This is a genomic window from Stenotrophomonas sp. AG209 (assembly GCF_003550055.1).
In the GTDB taxonomy this organism is placed as follows: domain Bacteria; phylum Pseudomonadota; class Gammaproteobacteria; order Xanthomonadales; family Xanthomonadaceae; genus Stenotrophomonas.
Genome location: NZ_QXDB01000001.1, coordinates 488518 through 505823 on the forward strand (window position 1 = coordinate 488518; position 17306 = coordinate 505823).

17 protein-coding genes are annotated in these 17306 nt (G+C 66.9%); 5 read left to right on the forward strand and 12 right to left on the reverse strand.

Annotated features, from left to right (window positions below; translation table 11 throughout):
* Positions 1–35: 35 nt before the first annotated feature.
* Complete coding sequence (proP, locus tag DFO63_RS02265; RefSeq protein ID WP_119006352.1) at positions 36–1523, forward strand: glycine betaine/L-proline transporter ProP; 1488 nt, start codon at positions 36–38, stop codon at positions 1521–1523.
* Positions 1524–1607: 84 nt separating this feature from the next.
* On the opposite strand, the gene DFO63_RS02270 is transcribed toward proP, so the two are convergent.
* From DFO63_RS02270 to DFO63_RS02320, 11 genes are all read right to left on the reverse strand, one after another.
* Positions 1608–2225, reverse strand: coding sequence for a hypothetical protein (locus DFO63_RS02270; protein WP_049447324.1), 618 nt, complete (start codon positions 2223–2225; stop codon positions 1608–1610).
* 109 nt (positions 2226–2334) lie between these two features.
* Entirely contained in the window at positions 2335–2961 is a 627-nt protein-coding gene (locus DFO63_RS02275; RefSeq protein ID WP_049447326.1) for an AAA family ATPase, read from the reverse strand.
* A 3-nt stretch (positions 2962–2964) separates the two neighbouring features.
* Positions 2965–3306, reverse strand: coding sequence for a type II toxin-antitoxin system prevent-host-death family antitoxin (locus DFO63_RS02280; RefSeq protein ID WP_049447329.1), 342 nt, complete (start codon positions 3304–3306; stop codon positions 2965–2967).
* Between the two features lie 70 nt (positions 3307–3376).
* Complete coding sequence (locus tag DFO63_RS02285; RefSeq protein ID WP_119006353.1) at positions 3377–4960, reverse strand: PAS domain-containing protein; 1584 nt, start codon at positions 4958–4960, stop codon at positions 3377–3379.
* 9 nt (positions 4961–4969) lie between these two features.
* Positions 4970–5374: a response regulator gene (locus DFO63_RS02290; protein ID WP_119006354.1), complete on the reverse strand. Its 405-nt coding sequence runs from the start codon at positions 5372–5374 to the stop codon at positions 4970–4972.
* Positions 5375–5510: 136 nt separating this feature from the next.
* Complete coding sequence (locus DFO63_RS02295; RefSeq protein ID WP_049447333.1) at positions 5511–6965, reverse strand: porin family protein; 1455 nt, start codon at positions 6963–6965, stop codon at positions 5511–5513.
* A 90-nt stretch (positions 6966–7055) separates the two neighbouring features.
* On the reverse strand, positions 7056–7820 hold the full coding sequence (locus tag DFO63_RS02300) for a Slam-dependent surface lipoprotein (protein WP_014037385.1): 765 nt from the start codon (positions 7818–7820) through the stop codon (positions 7056–7058).
* Between the two features lie 54 nt (positions 7821–7874).
* On the reverse strand, positions 7875–10997 hold the full coding sequence (locus tag DFO63_RS02305; RefSeq protein WP_119006355.1) for a TonB-dependent receptor: 3123 nt from the start codon (positions 10995–10997) through the stop codon (positions 7875–7877).
* A gap of 182 nt (positions 10998–11179) precedes the next feature.
* Positions 11180–12136 (reverse strand): FecR domain-containing protein, encoded by a 957-nt coding sequence (locus DFO63_RS02310; RefSeq protein WP_101765570.1) that lies wholly within the window; start codon positions 12134–12136, stop codon positions 11180–11182.
* Between the two features lie 82 nt (positions 12137–12218).
* A complete protein-coding gene (locus tag DFO63_RS02315) occupies positions 12219–12722 on the reverse strand; it encodes an RNA polymerase sigma factor (protein WP_119006356.1) in 504 nt (167 codons plus the stop codon).
* Between the two features lie 185 nt (positions 12723–12907).
* Entirely contained in the window at positions 12908–13834 is a 927-nt protein-coding gene (locus tag DFO63_RS02320) for a LysR family transcriptional regulator (protein ID WP_049444718.1), read from the reverse strand.
* 151 nt (positions 13835–13985) lie between these two features.
* Between DFO63_RS02320 and DFO63_RS02325 the strand changes: the two genes are divergently transcribed.
* From DFO63_RS02325 to DFO63_RS02340, 4 genes are all read left to right on the forward strand, one after another.
* Positions 13986–14852, forward strand: a complete 867-nt coding sequence (locus DFO63_RS02325; RefSeq protein WP_049444720.1) for a pirin family protein — start codon at positions 13986–13988, stop codon at positions 14850–14852.
* Positions 14853–14923: 71 nt separating this feature from the next.
* The gene (locus tag DFO63_RS02330; protein ID WP_049444722.1) at positions 14924–15604 is read left to right on the forward strand and encodes a hydrolase; all 681 of its coding nucleotides are present in this window, start codon (positions 14924–14926) and stop codon (positions 15602–15604) included.
* 54 nt (positions 15605–15658) lie between these two features.
* Positions 15659–16300, forward strand: coding sequence for a hydrolase (locus DFO63_RS02335; protein ID WP_119006357.1), 642 nt, complete (start codon positions 15659–15661; stop codon positions 16298–16300).
* Between the two features lie 117 nt (positions 16301–16417).
* On the forward strand, positions 16418–16816 hold the full coding sequence (locus tag DFO63_RS02340; RefSeq protein ID WP_049444727.1) for an OsmC family protein: 399 nt from the start codon (positions 16418–16420) through the stop codon (positions 16814–16816).
* A gap of 94 nt (positions 16817–16910) precedes the next feature.
* On the opposite strand, the gene DFO63_RS02345 is transcribed toward DFO63_RS02340, so the two are convergent.
* Complete coding sequence (locus DFO63_RS02345) at positions 16911–17240, reverse strand: hypothetical protein (RefSeq protein WP_005409871.1); 330 nt, start codon at positions 17238–17240, stop codon at positions 16911–16913.
* Between the last annotated feature and the right edge of the window lie 66 nt (positions 17241–17306).

The window sequence follows — 17306 nt, forward strand, 5'->3', positions numbered from 1 at the left end:
CCCATTCCCCTATTCCATACCTACAAGGGAGCCCCATGCAGGACACGCCCGATTCCCATGCACATTTCGGCTGGTTCAAACGCCGCCGCCACCTGAAGGTCGATGAGATCACCGTCGTCGACAAGCCCATGCTCAAGCGCGCCGTCGGCGCCGCCGCCCTCGGCAATGCCATGGAGTGGTTCGACTTCGGTGTCTACGGCTATCTCGCCGTCACCATCGGCCAGGTGTTCTTCCCGTCCAGCAATCCCACCGCGCAGGTGATCGCCGCCTTCGCCACCTTCACCGTGGCGTTCCTGGTACGGCCGCTGGGCGGCCTGGTGTTCGGCCCGCTGGGTGATCGCTACGGCCGCCAGAAAGTGCTGGCGTTCACCATGATCCTGATGGCACTGGGCACGTTTGCCATCGGCCTGATTCCCGCCTACGAGCGCATCGGTATCTGGGCGCCGGTGCTGTTGCTGCTGGCGCGCGTGGTGCAGGGCTTCTCCACCGGCGGCGAATATGGCGGCGCGGCGACCTTCATCGCCGAGTATTCCACCGATCGCAACCGCGGCCTGATGGGCAGCTGGCTGGAGTTCGGCACGCTGGGCGGCTACATCGCCGGCGCCGGCACCGTCACCGCGCTGCACATGCTGCTGAGCAGCGAGCAGATGCTGGACTGGGGCTGGCGCATTCCGTTCCTGGTGGCCGGCCCGCTGGGCCTGCTCGGCCTGTACATGCGCATGAAACTGGAGGAAACCCCGGCATTCCGTGCCTTCGCTGAAGAAGCCGAGAAGCGAGAGCACGACCGGCCCGGGCTGGGCGCGCTGTTCCAGGTGCATGGCCGCCAGCTGCTGGTGTGCATGGGCCTGGTGCTGGTGTTCAACGTCACCGACTACATGCTGCTGACCTACATGCCCAGCTACCTCAGCGTCACAATGAACTATGCCGAGAGCAAGGGCCTGCTGCTGATCATCATCGTGATGTTGGTGATGATGCCGTTGAACATCGTGGGTGGATTGTTCAGTGACAGGCTGGGCCGCCGCCCGATGATCATCGGTGCCTGCATCGCGCTGCTGGTGCTGGCGGTGCCGTGCCTGCTGCTGATCGGCAGCGGCAACGACTGGCTGATCTTCCTCGGCCTGATGCTGCTGGGGCTGGCGCTGGTGTGCTTCACCAGCTCGATGCCGTCCACGCTGCCGGCGCTGTTCTACACCCCGGTGCGCTACAGCGCGCTGTCGATCGCCTTCAATGTGTCGGTGTCGCTGTTCGGCGGCACCACGCCGCTGGTGACCGCGTGGCTGGTGGAGCGTACCGGCGACCCGCTGGTGCCGGCGTATTACCTGATGGGCGCAGCGGTGATCGGCCTGGTGACCATGCTGTTCGTGAAGGAGACCGCCGGCCTGCCGCTGCGCGGTTCACCGCCGGCCGTCGGCAGCGACAAGGAAGCGGCCGCGCTGTTGAAGAGCGATGTACCGGTGACGGTGGACCCGACCCTGCCGCCGCTGCCGGACGTTGCGGAGCCCGAGCAGGTGAAGCCGGCCTGAGGCTGGGCACAGAACGCGATCCACGCATGACGTGGATCTGCTGGCCAGGTGGCGCCGGGTGGATACGCCCGGCGCTGCCTGGCGCTACTTCCTGATGCGGGCCAGCGTCCCCGGCGTCCAACGCAGCGTCCAGGTGTAGTTTCCGTCCGGCGGACAGACGTGGCGGAAATCATGGGGAATTTCGCAGACCGTTGCGCCCGCGGTAACGGTGAAAGCAACGATGATCCGGTTGCCATCGATTCGGATCGACTGCACCGCGCCCGGAATCTGGATGCCGGCATCATCGCCATAACCTGATTCCCGGATGGCCGCGAAATCCTCGGCATCCACCCGCGACAGGCTCTTCGGGTTCTCCTGGCCGCGTGGATCGTTCGCCGTCAGCGCCGTCATCACCGCCACCACATTGCTTTGCGCGAAGCTGCCACCGGTGTAGGTCGACGTGTAGAAGTACACAACTTCGGAGCGACCATCACCATCGAGATCGGCAACACCCGTCCACACCGGGCGGAAGTCCGATTCGATATCGTCACCGGGAATACGCCGCAGACTGGCTTCGGCGGCCCGGTAGGCCTGTACAAGGCTGGGTGGCGCCACCACCCGCTTGGACGCGGCCGGCGCAGCCACCGCCGTCAAACTGGACAGCGCCAGCGCAGCAAGCGGCAGGCAGATCGAAGTGAAGCGGAACATCGCAGGTCCGTGCATGTCGTCCTCCTTGAGCGTGCGGCCAGTCTAACCGCAGCTCCGGTGGCGCCCAGTCGTGCACGGCGCAGTGTCGCGCGATGTGCGGAAGGCATCCACGCATGGCGTGGATCTACTGGGGTGTGTTCAATTCCATCGCGCGCATCACGATGGGCTTGGCCCAGCCCGGCGTGTGCAGCAGGTCGGCTACCGCAATCGGGTACTGCAGTTCGCCTGCAGCCATGGCCAATACCGGCAGCGGCACCACGCCGCCCTGCGCGTCGGCCGGCGCGCTGTTGTCGTAGACATGCAGCTCGGCCAGGTGCGGCAGCAGCTCCAGCAGGTTCGCGCGCGCGGAATCGAAACGCGCGTGGATCTTCTCCACCGGGATATCGTGGCCACCGGCCGCCACGCGTGCGGCAACACGGGCGACGTGCAGCTCGACATCGGCCAGCCCACAGAACCAGATCGCCACCTGATGCCGTTCGCAGGCCTCACGCAGCAGGCGCGGGATGGTGTTGCCACCGAGTGTGGTCTCGAAGGCGAAGTCGGTGCCATCGGCCATGGCCTGGCGCAGGCGACGGGTGCCTTCCTGCCACGCCTCGGCGTTGGCCTCCGGCAGCGGCCAGCCGGCGTCGACCAGGCGGCGGGTGAACGAGTCCGGGTTGAACCAGCTCAGCCCTTCGGCGTCCAGCCAGGTGCCCAGCAGCGAACTCTTGCCGGCGCCATTGACACCGGCCAACGCCAGGATGCGTCCCATCGATCAGAGCGGACGGCCGAGGGTGACCTTGCGGCCGCGCCGGATCGGCTGGCCCAGCACCTTGCCCAGCCCTTCCCCACGCTGCAGCCCGGCCAGGGTCTGGTCGAACTCGCTGCGCAGGCGCTGCAGTTCCTCGTTGCGCTCACCGGCATCACTGCCGGCGGCCTTGGCCAGCAGTTCCTGGTAGGTGCGGATGTCCACGATCACCGCTTCCGGGTGATTGTGGTTGGTGATGACCAGTGCCTGCTTCTCGCGCACGGTGCGCATCAGGCTCGGCCAGCCCCGGGTCTTCACCGACGAGGCCGGGGCCTTTTCGAGGCCAGGCAGATCCAGCGGCAGGGTCATGGCACGGCTCCAGGCAGGGTGGATGAGCACCACTATACCCAAATTGGCCAAATTGGGGATAAATCCCCTTTCACCCCAGGGGGCCGGTGTCCGGGGCGTCGGTCTGCAGCAGGCTGTCGCGCTCGCGCAGCGGGAAGCGGATCCAGGCGTCCAGCCCCTGCGGGGCAAAGCGCAGCTCGCCACTGCCGGCCAGCTCATAGGGCACCCGCTGCTCGATCAGGACCCGGCCCAGGCCACGCTGGCGCGGCATCTCCCAGCCCTCCACCTCGGCATGGCGCTCGCACCAGTGCAGGCCCAGCCACGGCTGCCCGTCCTGCACCTGCAGGTGCCAGCAGACGTCGATCCGACCATCCTCGTGGGTGAGCGCGCCATGCCGGAGCGCGTTGGTGGCCAGCTCATGGATGGCCAACGACAGCACTTCGGCCGCCTTCGGTGGCAACAGCACATCCTCACCCTGCAGGTGATAGGCGGCCGCCGCCGGCGTCTGTGCCGCAATCTCCTCGTCGAGCATGCCGCGCAGGCAGACTCCTACATTGGCGCCGCGGGTCAGCAGGCTCTGCGTGCGCGCCAGTGACATCAACCGCGCACACAGGCGCTCGGCATACTCGTCCACGCTGCCGACCGATACGCGGGTGCGCCAGGCAATGGCATGGATGGTGGACATGATGTTGCGGACCCGATGCTGCAGCTCGGCCAGCAGCACCGACTGGCGCTCGGTGGCGCGCTTGAGGTCGTCGATGTCCACGGCGATCGCGAACACGCCACTCACCTCGCCCTCGGCATCGCGCAGCGGTGCGGCCGCGACCCGTGTCCATCGTGCTCGACCGTCATCATGGGTGAACTGGAACTCGAGGCCGGGAACCACCGTCTCGCCCCGCAACGCCCGGGCGATGGCGAAGTCCTCAGGGCCGATGGTCGAACCGTCCGCATGCCAGCCGCGCCAGCGATGCTGGTTCTCTGCATCGGTCGAGGGGACCTTGCCACTGGGCAGGTAGGCGCGCATCTGGTCGTTGGACAGTTGCAGCTTGCCGTCTGCGTCGACAATGCAGACACCCACCGGCAGCACCTTGAAGGCCAGCGCCAACCGGCGGTCGCTCTCACGGCGCTTCTGCTCTTCGCGCTCGCGAGCCGCCTGTGCGACATGCGCGGATGTCGTTTCGAACATGGTCACCAGCACGCCGTTGATGCATCCTTCCTCTCCACGGATGGGGCTGTAGGTGATGGTGAACCAGACATCCTCCAACCGCCCCCGCCGCGCCAGCGGATAGAGCTTGTCCTCATAGGTGATGGTCTCGCCCTGCCACACACGCCGGTAGATCGGGCCGTTGATGTGCCAGACCTCGGGCCAGCACTCGCGGGTCGGCTGGCCCAGCCCGCCAGGATGCTTGTCGGCCAGGATCTCGGCATAACCATCGTTGTAGAGCTGCACCAGCTGCTCGCCCCACAGCACGATCATCGGGAAGCCGTGCGCCAGCATGAGGTCAACGGTGGCGCGCAGATGTGGCTGCCATCGTTCGATCGCACCCAATGACGTGGATGACCAGTCGTGGCGGGCAATACGGGCGGCCATGCCGTCATGCCGCGTGTGCGCCTGCCGCGAGAGCGGCCTGCCCGGGCGCTCGGCAGCATGGAGCCCTTCGATGCGGCGCGACATGCCGCGCAATCAGGCGATGCCCGCAGGGGCCTGCGGCGTCGCCACCAGCCCCGCCAGCTGCTGGACCAGGGCCTCGATGTGATAGGGCTTGGTGCAGCGGGGGGCGCTGGCGAAGCGGCTGGGCAGATTGTCGTCGTAGCCGGAGGTCAGCATGAACGGGGTGCCCGCCTCGGCCAGGCGATCGGCCAGCGGGTACACCTGTTCGCCACCCAGGTTGATGTCCAGCAGGGCCACATCAATGGGGTTGTCATCCACCAGCCGCCCCAGCGCCTGCAGGTCTCCGGCCGGCCCCACCACCTGCGCGCCCTTCAGCTCCAGGTAGTCCACCAGGAACATCGCGATGGCGAATTCGTCCTCCGCCACCAGCACCCTCAGCCCTTTCAGGCCCTCTGGTTTATTGCCCGCTTCCAGCACGACCGGCGCTCCTCGATACACGCGGCCCACCTCTGCCGCAACGCCTGCAGGATGCGCGAAGCGGGCTACAAGGGCGCGTGATGATCGATGAAGATCGCCGCCACGGCGCATTCACTCCGGCATTGCAGCGGCGCGTTCAGAACGCACGTTCCCATTTCAGGCTGAGCAGGCTGCGGTCGTGGCTGTACAGCCAGCCGACGTTGCTGTCGACGCGGGCGTAGCGCAGGCTCAGGCTGGGCACCAGCCCGGCCACGGCCAGGCGTTCGCTGCGTACGATGGCGATCAGGTTCTGTTCGTCGTCCTGCCTGCGCGCCTCGAGCAGCGGACTCCAGGCGTCGTAGTCGCGATGGCGCAGCGACACGAATACGGTGGCCGTAGTGCCACTCCACTGCCGTGCCGCGCCCACCCGCAGGCCGCGCTGGCGGTAGCCGTTGGCCGGGTCGGCTGCGCTGCTGTCGGTGACATCCAGCCCGGCGAAGACCGTCCAGCGCGGATTGAGCGCGCGGAACCAGGTGGCATACAGCGATGCCAGCTCGCCGTCGTAGTTGCTGGCCAGGCCCTGCTGTCGATACCGCTGGCGCTTCCAGTCGGCCTCCAGCTTGAGCAGGCTGCGTGCATCCAGGGCGTACTGCCATTCCCCGTGCACGCCACTACCGCCCTGTAGCGCATGGTTTCCCAGGCCCTGGTAGTCATAGCTGGGGGCCAGCATCACGGTCTGCCGTGCGCTGCGCCAGCTGTAACCCGCCTGCACGTTGGCATTGAGCTCGTTGTAGGCACTGTGCCCGCGCCATGCCTGACCGAAGGCGAGACCGCGAACGTACAGACCATGATGCCCGCCGAGCACCCAGCGCCGTTCCAGGCTGGCGTCGTAGTCGAGGCCCGCCGCGCGCTGGGCGTCGGGCAGTTTCCGTTCGATGATGCAGGCGTCGCCCACGCCGAACAGGCAAGTGCGGCTGGCCGAGCTGCGGTTGATGTTGTCACTCCATGCCGGGCCGGCCGACAGCGCGCCTTTCCAGCGCTGGCGCGCCTGCAGGGCAGCCAGGTAGCCGTCCACGCGTGCGCGGACGCCGGCCGTGGCCGGATCATCGGCATTGATGCCCGCAGCGATGGCGGTGAACAACGCGACCGCATCGCGATCGCGCTGGTCCTCGGCATAGACACGCGCCAGCTCAAGGCGAGCCGGCAGGAAATCCGGCTGCGCCGCCAGCAGCGCTTCGTACTCCGTCGCCGCGCGACGATGGTCGCCGGCCACCCGTGCCAGCGCCCCCTGTGCATAGTGGCGCAGCAGGGGGTCATGCCCCGGCAGTTCGATGTACTCCGCGAGGAACGCAGCGGCGGCCTGCCATTGCTGATGCTGCAGTGACAGGTACAGCGCCTGGCCAAGATCGTCGACGGTGCGCTCCACGCGCAGGGTCTGGCCGTCGATGGTGATGGTCGGCCGCTCCGATTCGGCCTGCTGCAGGCGCTGCTGGTCCTGCTGCTGGTGGCGCAGTTCCGTGCCCTGTTCAAGTACGCGTCGAAGATCGTCCTGCTGGGCGCGCACATCAGCGGCAGCCAACAGCAGTACGACAAGGAAGATGGAATGGCGCATGGTCGATCCGTGGTGGTGCGTGCAGCGGGCCGAAGCAGGGACTGGCGGATCGCGGCTTGTCCCTGCCCTGCCCCGTCAGGGGCGTGGCGATCAGTTCTTGCTGCCGCCGAAGGCGGTGTCGTACTGGCTGTTGCCGGCGAACGTGGCGATACCGGCCAGGGTGGCGGCGTTGGCGCCGAAGAACTGGCCCTGGGTGGCACCGGCAACGTTGCCGTTGGCGGTGGCGGTACCGGCGAACGAGGCGTTGGCGCTGTTGATGTTGGCGTTGACGTTGATCGCCAGGCCGCCACCGGTCAGGCCGCCGAGCAGCTTGCCGCTGCCGAAGTCCGCACGGAAGGTGCCGGACAGCAGGTTGCTGCCGTTGAACTTGTTCAGGCCCGCGACGCTGTAGGTGGCTACGCCAGCCGGCAGCGTGGTACCGGCACGGTCACCGACGAAGTAGACCTGGCGGTTGTTGAAGCCACCGGCGGCGCCATCCTTGGACCACTCGCCGAACCACACGTCACCACTGCCAACCTTGACGAAGTTGAAGTGGCCCATGCCGGCATGGCTGCCCGGTGCGCCGGTGATCGGCATGGCCAGCGTGCGCACGGCGGTGCCATTGACGGTGGTGGTGCCCGAATACAGGCTCAGGCCCTGGAAATCGACCGGCTTGGCGTTGGAGACGGTGCCGACGCCGATACCGGCCTTGCCTGCCTGGTGCGGGCCACCGTTGACCTGCGATTCGCCGACGGCGACGTACAGCTCGGCGTCGGTCACCGGGCTGGCAGCACCGACGATGTCAGCGGCATGCGCGGCGCCGGCCAGGGCAAAGGTGGCAGCAACGGCGAGAACCGAACGGGAGATCATCTTCATGGTATTGCTCCTTGGGTTGTGGGAACTACGGGTACAACGCTTGAAAGCGGGAGGTCAGAAGCGCGCGGTGATGCCGAGCTTGAGGGTGCGGCCCGGCGCCGGCAGCGTGGAGCGCGTGGCCGGGTCGACGTAGTAGCGGTTGCCGAGGTTGCTGCCCACCAGCTCGACGCTGGCGTGCTCGTTGAAGCGCCAGCGCGCGTATGCATCGACGGTGGTGATGTTGCCCCAGGTGAACGGCACGTTCTGCCACAGCAGGCTGCTGCCACCGACCAGCAACCGGTCGCGGTAGGCCTGTAGATCGGGGTTTTCGTGGCGCTGGTAGTGCACGATGCGGCTGCCCAGTTCCAACCGTTCATCGAACAGGCGCGTACCGAGCGACAGGTTCACCGACAACTTCGGAATCGCCTGGGTCAGCAGGTAGCCACTGACGAAACCGTCCTGCACGCAGTTCGGCACCAGGCCACGGTTGGCATCCAGCAGCACGGCCGTGCTTTCGTCGCATACCTCGTTTTCCAGCGTGCGCGAAATACCCAGGTCGGTGAAGAAGCGCCGGTTGTCGAAGCGTGCCTGCAGCTCGATGCCGCGGATGGTCTGCTTGTCGATGTTGTCGAACAGGAAGTAGGCGTCGCGCTCGATCACGTTGCGGGTCTTGTGCACGTAATAGGCCAGCTTGACGTCGGCATCGGCGGTGTTTCCGAACAGGCCCGACAGGTTGTGTACGTAGCCCAGCTCGTAGTTGTAGGCATGCTCAGGCTTGAGCGTGTACAGCGGATTGAGGCTGCTGGAGAAAGCGATGGTGCTTTCGAACATGCTGGGGAAGCGCACTGCTTCGCTGTAGCGCAGGTAGACGCGCGCGGCCTTGGACAGGTTCACCGTGGCCGAGAAAGTGGGCAACCACGCGTGATCGCGGCGGCGGTCATTGCGCCCGTCCACCGGCCGCGACTGCATGGTGTTGCCGATAGTGCAGACCAGGTCGCTGCCGGGGTAGATCGGCAGCACGCCGGGTATGCCCGCCACCTCGCCGTTGAGACAGGGGTTGGTCGCACGGGCATAGTTGCCGTTGGCATCGGGCAACCACGGAAGCCGATGTTCCACCGCCTGCGGCGTCTCGTAGTACGCCAGCAGACCATGCAGTGCATCGTCAATCACCGAACCCATGCCGATGCTCTCCCAGAACTCGCGTTCGGCCTCCAGTGCATCGATCTCCGCCTGCAGGCTGGCCGGCCGCTCGGGCAGCTCATTGGTCCGGTAGGTGGCCTCCTTGCTGCCCACGCCCTTGGTCAGCAGCTCCGGGTGGGCCTGCAGGAAGTCGTCGAACGCCCAGTAACGACTGTAGCGCACGCCGGCGTTGAGGGTCAGGAAATCGACCGGACGCCATTCGAGGTTGAGATAGCCTTCGCCCTCCTGGCGCCGGCCAGCACGCGGAAACATGCGCCAGCCATCGGTGGTGCCGAAGTACGGGTCGCGAGAACCCAGCTTCTCGTACTGCCAGTTGCCGCCCACGGTCAGGTCCAGCGTGGAATGCAGCGCGAAGCGGTTGCTCAGGGTCAGCCCGGTACGGTCATTGCGCGCATTGGCCAGTGCGGTGTTGCGCAGGATCGGGCTGACCCCGGGATTCCACGCCGGATTACCCGGTGCGAAATTGGGAAACCCACCGGCGGTGTAGGTATCGCTGTCCGTCTCGGTGCGCCACAGGTTGGCGTACAGATCAAGCCAACGGCTGCCGGCCGGCTGGAAGCGGTACTCCAGGTTCCACGCATCGGACGCAACCCGACTGAGAGGCCACTGGATGCGCCCATAGTCCGGCGCCGACAGGATTCGCGACGGCATGATCTCGCCATAGTGCGACAGCGTGCGCCGCCAGGTGGCCTTCAACTGCTGGTCGTCGTTGATCTGCCAGCTGCCCTTGACCAGCCACGATTCCTGTTCGCTGGACGTATTGGGCACTTCATCGTCCGGCTTGAAGTAGCGCGCCAGCGTGGTGATGTAGTCGATGCCCTGGTACTCGAACTGCTCGCGCCGGTCCTGGTCGTAGTAGCCGCTGCCCTTGCTGCCGGAGAAGTAGTTGCCGCGCTTGCGCCAGGCATAGGCGGCCATCAGGTCGACGTTGTCGCCACGCACGCCCAGCGCCAGGCGCCAGGCCTGGTCTTCGCCATCGAAGGGGTTGTTGCCACTGCGTGACTTCACCGGCACCACCAGGGTGCGGTCGTCGTAGGGCGAGTTCGGCGAGCCCTGCGGGAACCCCGGCACCGTGCGGTAATCTTCGCCGGTGTGCAGGCGAGGCAGGCGCGGCGCCACCGCATTGCTGCTGCCTTCAATCTTCAGCTCCCCGCCGAAGCGCTCACCCGCTTCCACGATGTCATCGACGGCGATGGTCTTGATCACCAGCGCGCCACCGATCCCGCTGTGCACATCGCGCACCAGCCCTGGCCCCTTGATGACCTGGATGCCACCAATCAGGTTGGGATCGATGTAGTTGCGGTTGCTGACGCCGTTGTAGCCGCGCCAGACCGTGAGCGCCTGCTCGCCACCGTCGATGCTGACCGGCACCCGCCCCGGCCCCTGGATGCCGCGGATGTTGATGTCCAGCGCGCCGCTGTTGCGCGCATCGCCACTGAACACGCCGACCAGATCCTTGACCACGTCGGCCGGGTTGGAGCCGCGGTAGCGCTCCACCCGGTCGCGCCCCGAATACGCCGTGGTCAGGTCCAGCGCGAACACATCATCGTAGCCGCGCCGATCGCGGGCCTCGCCCCCTTCCGACTGCAGGCGACCGGCCACGTCCAGTGTTTCGGTCACCCGCACCCCTTCCCCTTCACCCGACTCCGCTGCGGCACGCAGGCTCCAGGTGCCGTCCATGCCGCGCTGCGCACGCACGCCGCTGCCGCGCAGCAGCTGCTGCAGGGCCTGCATCTGGCTGTACTCGCCACTCACCGCGCTGGAGCGACGGCCTTCCACCAGATCACTGCGGAACACCACCTGCACATCGGCCTGGCGGCCAAAGGCACGCACAGCATCAGCGAGGGGCTGTTCCGGAATGGTGTACTGGCGCAGTGGCGCGACGATCGCCGTTTGCGCCTGCACGGCCGGCACACAGGCCAGCGGCAGCAATGCGGTGGAGATGGCCAGGGCCAGGACAGTGGCGCGGCGATGACAGGCGGATGCCGTGGACGGCATGGACAGGAACTCCTCAAGCGGGGCGGGACCATCGGCACATCCGGTGCCGGTGGTGTGTCTGGCTTGAGGAAAAACGGTGTTTCGCTCTGGCTATACCTCTATAGACAACGGGGCACGGCGAGTGCCCACGGTTTTTTCATGTTTTTTTCATGCGGCGCTTTCTGCCATCAACCGGCTGCACCTCACCACAGCACCATCGCGCCGCCAGGAAGGCGCTGCACGCGCAGTCCCGCCTGCGCGGCCACCGCATCGATGGCGGTCTCCGGTTGCTGCAGATGGAACAGGCCACTGACCCGTACGCGTGCACCCTGCCCGCCCAGTACCCAGACCGGCGCACGACGGTAGCGCGCCAGATCGGCGATGGCCTGCGCGGCCGGCTGATCATCGATCACCACCTCGCCACGCCGCCATGGCGCCATGCTCTCCGGATCTTCCAGTTGCACCGGCTGCAGCCAGCGCCCGTCACGGAACACGCGTGCCTGTCCGGCATGCAGGCGCTGCACGCTGCCATCGCCCGGGCGCACATCCACTACACCCTCACTGACCTGGGTGGTGACCGTGGTATCCAGCATCGACACGCTGAAGGCGGTGCCGATGTCACAGACCACGCCGCCCGCCGCCTCGACCTGGAACGGGCGAGCCTCATGCGCTACCTGGAACCAGGCCTGGCCGCGCAGCAGGCGCAGGTGGCGCTGCCGGCCATCGAACTCGATCGCCAGTGCGGTGCCGGCATCGAGTATGGCGGTGCTGCCGTCGTCCAGCTGCACCAGGCGCGGCGCATCGCTGCTGCGCAGGTCACTACGAGCAAGCAGCAGCGCGTGCGGCGCAGCGGCAACCATCAGCACCACCGCGGCAGCACTGGCCAGCAGCCACGGCAGGCGGCGGCGCGGCGTGATCGGACGCAGCCCTTGGCGATCAGCCGTCAACCCGGGCAGCGCCGCCAGCACGTCGGGCCCGGCGGCATCCAGCCCCTGCCAGAACGCCTGCTGCTGGCGCCAGGCCAGCGCGTGGCGCGGATCGGCCTGCAGCCAGCGCTGCAGGGTTCGTTGCTGGCGTTCCGGCAGCGGGCCTGCACTGCACCGGATCACCCAGCGCAACGCCTGCCTGGCCTGACGCGGCGAGGGTTCGGACGTGGTCATGGTTGTGGCCTGCCGCACCGCGAACGGGTGCGCTTTCCTGTTGTGACAACGGCGGGCGCGATCTGCCCACGGCAAACGCCGGTCATCGGCGCGTTCCCTGTTGATGCTGCTGGATCAACAGCGCCGCGCGCAGCACATGCTTGCCGACCAGGCTCTTGGAGATTCCCAGGCGCGCGGCAATCTCGCGTTCGCTCAGGCCCAGGTAGCGGTTGAGCACGAAGCACTCGCGCACCTGCGCCGGCAGCGCGAGGATGGTCTGGGTGATCTCGCGCAGTTGCGCCTGGTCCAGCGCCTGAGCCTCGCCGTCGTGGCCCGCCCCGGCCATGTCGGTGGCGTACTCGGCCATCGCGCGCCGCTCGCGGGCGTCGGCCTGGCTGCGGTTGAGCGCATGGTGATAGGCCATCCGGTACAGATAGCCGCGCGGCTCCAGGATCGGTGGATCACCGGGCACGCTGCTGGCCTTCAGGTACAGGTTCTGCAGGGTGTCCTCGGTACTGGCCGGGTCGAGGTAGCGCGCGATGAAGCGAGACAACGCACGGCGCTCGCGGATCAGCAGCTCGACCAGCGCCAGGGCATTGGGAGACATAGGTGCCAAGGCCGGACCGGGGAATGATGGGCGTGATGGCGACGGTCCGGACGTGGATTGTGGGCTGCGCGGCCGCAGGCGGCAAGCAAAGTCCCGTCACGCGGCACCAGGATCATCCACGCATGGCGTGGATCTACCAGGCGGCTGCGGATCCAGTAGATCCACGCCATGCGTGGATGCGGAGCCTACGGTTCATCCAACGCCTCGAAACGCTCGGCAAGGTAATCGATCAATGCGCGAACCGCCGGCAGCAGCCCACGCCGCGACGGGAACACCGCGTGCACGATGCCGTGCTTCGGCACCCACTCCGGCAGCACCGGCACCAGCGCTCCCCTGTCCAGCTCGTCGGTGATCATCATCCGCGGCAGCATCAACAGCCCGACCCCGGCCACCGCCGCTGCGCGCAGCGCGATCATGTCATCGCTGACCAGCCGCGGGCGGTGATGCACGCTGGCCTGCACGTCGCCCGGCCCGGTGTACTCCCAGACGTGCTGCTGGCTGGGCGAGGCCAGGTCGACGGTCGGCATCATCGCCAGGTCGGCCGGCACCTGCGGCGTGCCCAGCCGCTGCAGCAGCGCCGGGCTGGCACTGGTGCACCACACCCGGCGCGCCAGCACGCGCACCACCAGGTCGCTGTCCTCCAGTGGCGGCGGCCGCACCCTTATCGCTACGTCCACACCCTCGCCCACCACGTCCACGCGGCGGTTGGTGGCGTCCAGCTGCACCGTCACCTGCGGGTACAGGGCCAGGAAGTCGGCCAGCATCGGGCCGATGCGCGCGTGCAGGATCGCGATCGGGCACGCCAGGCGGATCGTGCCGCGCGGCTCGGCGCGTGACATCGCGATGGCTTCTTCGGCTGCTTCAGCCTCGACCAGCATCGCCTTGCAATGGCGGTAGTAGTCCTGGCCGACCTCGGTGACCGAGAAGCGCCGGGTCGAACGCTGGATCAGGCGTACGCCCAGGCGTTCCTCCAGCAGCGCGATGCGCCGGCTCAGTTTCGACTTCGGCATGGCCAGCGCCCGGCCGGCCTGCGAGAAGCCACCGTGCTCGACCACCATGGCGAAATAGAACAGGTCGTTGAGGTCGCAACGGCGGATATCAGCGATGAACACGGGGCGATCTCCTGTGGCGCAAGGCGCGCACCCATTGTTCACCAGATAGGACTATGACGGCAAATATTGGCGTCTACCGACCCTATTGTCGCGGCGATATCGTCTCCCGCAACGAAGAACAGCGGCCGGCAGCCCCGGCCAGGAGATCGCCATGAAGCGTGTCACCGGCACCTACAGCGCCCCCCGCCCGCACTGGGTGGGCGACGGATTCCCCGCCCGCTCGATGTTTTCCTACAACACCCACGGCCAGCACCTGAGCCCGTTCCTGCTGCTGGACTACGCCGGCCCCTACACCTTCGCGCCCAGCGATACGCCGCGTGGCGTCGGCCAGCATCCGCACCGCGGTTTCGAGACGGTCACCATCGTCTATGAGGGCGAGGTCGCCCACCGCGATTCGACCGGGGCCGGCGGCACCATCGGCCCGGGTGACGTGCAGTGGATGACCGCGGCCTCCGGGATCCTCCACGAGGAGTTCCATACGCCGGAATTCAGCAGGCGCGGTGGCACGCTGGACATGGTGCAGCTGTGGGTCAATCTGCCGGCCCGGGACAAGATGGGTGCACCGGGCTACCAGACCCTGCTCGATGCAGACATTCCCTCGGTGGATCTGGCCGACGGCGCCGGACGCGTGCGGGTCATCGCCGGCCGCTTCGACGGCCACGCCGGCCCGGCGCGTACCCACACGCCGATGGATGTCTGGGACATCCGCCTGCAGCAGGGCCACCACGCCGAACTGCCGGTGGCCGATGGCCGCACGCTGGCGCTGGTAGTACTGAAGGGCACGGTCCGGATCAACGGCGGCCAGCCGGTCGGCGAGGCGCAGCTGGTCACCTTCGACCGCAGCGGCGAGGACGTGTTCGTCGACGCCGACAGCGACGCCACCGTGCTGCTGCTCAGCGGTGAGCCGATCGACGAGCCGGTGGTGGGCTATGGCCCCTTCGTGATGAACAGCCAGGCCGAGATCGCGCAGGCGGTCAACGACTTCAACAGCGGCCGCTTCGGCCGGATCGCGTACTGAACACCTCAATGCGGCGGGCTTCGACCCGCCGCAGCCACCGGGCCATCGCCCACTTCCCCAGGAGACTGACCATGAGTACCCCCGCCAACTTCAACGGTACCCGCCCGGTGATCGATCCGGACAACGCCGCGATGCTGCTGATCGACCACCAGAGCGGCCTGTTCCAGACCATCGGTGACCTGCCGTTCACCAGCGTGCGCGCCCACGCCACCGCGCTTGCCAGGATGGCCACGCTGGCAAAGATGCCAGTGATCACCACCGCCTCTGTCCCGCAGGGCCCGAACGGGCCGCTGATCCCGGAGATCCACGACGCAGCCCCGCATGCCCAGTACGTGGCGCGCAAGGGTGAGATCAACGCCTGGGACAACCCGGAATTCGTTGCTGCGGTGAAGGCCACCGGCCGCAGGCAGCTGATCATTGCCGGCACCATCACCAGCGTGTGCATGGCCTTCCCGTCGATCGCCGCCGTCGCCGATGGCTACCAGGTGTTCGCGGTGATCGATGCCTCGGGCACCTATTCGAAGATGGCCGAAGAGATCACCCTGGCCCGCGTGGTGCAGGCCGGCGTGGTACCGATGGACACCGCTGCGGTGGCCTCGGAGATCCAGCGCACCTGGAACCGCGACGATGCCCAGCAGTGGGCCGAGGTCTACACGAAGATCTTCCCGAACTACCAGTTGCTGATCGAAAGCTACCTGAAGGCGCAGGACGTGCAGAAGAACCAGGAGCAGCTGGATTCGCAGCGCAGCTGAGCTGCCCCCGGGTGCCAGCCCGCTGTCGGCACTCCTTTCAACCGGAGACCCATCATGTCCAGTGAACCGATCCGAGACCCGGCCAGCGATCATCTGCTGACGCCGCAGAATTCCACCTTCATCATCATCGACTACCAGCCGGTGCAGGTGAACTCCATCGCCTCGATGGACCGCCAGCTGCTGGTCAACAACATCGTCGGCACCGCCAGGGCCGCTGTGGCTTACGGTCTGCCGATCGTGCATTCGACGGTGAACGTCAAGACCGGCCTGAACAAGCCGCCGATTCCACAGCTGCGCAAGGTGCTGGGCGACTACCCCACCTACGACCGCACCACCATCAACTCCTGGGAGGACGTCGAGTTCCGCAGGGCGGTGGAAGCCACCGGCCGCCGCAAGCTGATCATGACCGCGCTGTGGACCGAGGCGTGCCTGACCTTCCCGGCCCTGGATGCGTTGAAGGAAGGCTATGAGGTGTATGTGGTGGTCGACGCCGTGGGCGGTACCTCGCTGGCGGCGCATGACGCGGCACTGCGCCGCATCGAACAGGCCGGTGGCCAGCTGATCAGCGTGCCGCAGCTGTTCTGCGAGCTGCAGCGCGACTGGGCGCGTTCGGAAACGGTCCCCGCGTTCATGAACCTCTTCATTGAAACCGGGGGTACGGCGGGCATCCAGTTCTCGTACGATCGTACCGAGTGAATTCGTGGCGGCGCAGGCAGGTAGCCCGCGCCGTCTTTTGAAGCAGTCGAGCATGGCTCGACTCTACAGTTGGGTTGGTCGAGCATGGCTCGACTCTACAGATTGCAGGAGACCCTGATGGCCTACGCACGCATTGTTTCAACCGGCGACAACTACCTGCACCACATCAGCAATGGCGGCTTTGATGTGGATGCGGACGAGCCGGCATCGTTGGGCGGCCAGGGCAAGGGCTTCGCCCCGTTCGATCTGTACCTGGCCTCGCTGGCGGCCTGCACCGCCATCACCCTGCGCATGTATGCACAGCGCAAGGGCTGGGAACTGGGCGAGTTCCATGCCGAGCTGCGCTCGGAACGTGATGAGGATGGACGCTTCCACGTGCACCGCGTGCTGCATGCCAGCGCCGAGCTGAGCGATGCGCAGTGGCAGCGGTTGCTGGAGGTGGTGGAAAAGACCCCGGTGACGCTGGTGATGCGCGAAGGTGCACGCATCACCAGTGAGCGCGGGGTAGCAGCGTAACCCCATCCACGCGTGGCGTGGATCTATTGTAGAGCCACGCCCATGTTCAGCTCCTGGGCTGGAAGCCGGGCATGAGCCCGGCTCTACCGAAGGCTCAGCGCCGTGAATGCAGCACGGTGCGCTGGCGCATCGCGTTGAATTCCTGCTCCACCTGCTGGATGTCCTCGGCCTGGAACCCGGCCGCATCCAGCAGCTGGTCGGCGGCAGCCGCCGCCAGCGGATCATCGTCACGCTGGCGCCAGCAGCGCGCCGGCAGGAAATAGCCCACTTCGCTGCGCCCGCGCATGATCACCACCGGCCGGCCCGCATACAGCAGGAACTCGGCCAGGTGCTGGCGCAGGCCCTCCACTGAAACATAGGCCGGTCCAACACCCAGCATCTGGCTGGACGGTTCGGGACTCTCGAACAGCTTGCGACGGCTCATCCACTCCTCCTTTTGAACAACGCGTGGTCTCCTTTCCTTAGACGGGCGCATCGCTGCGCCCCCGCC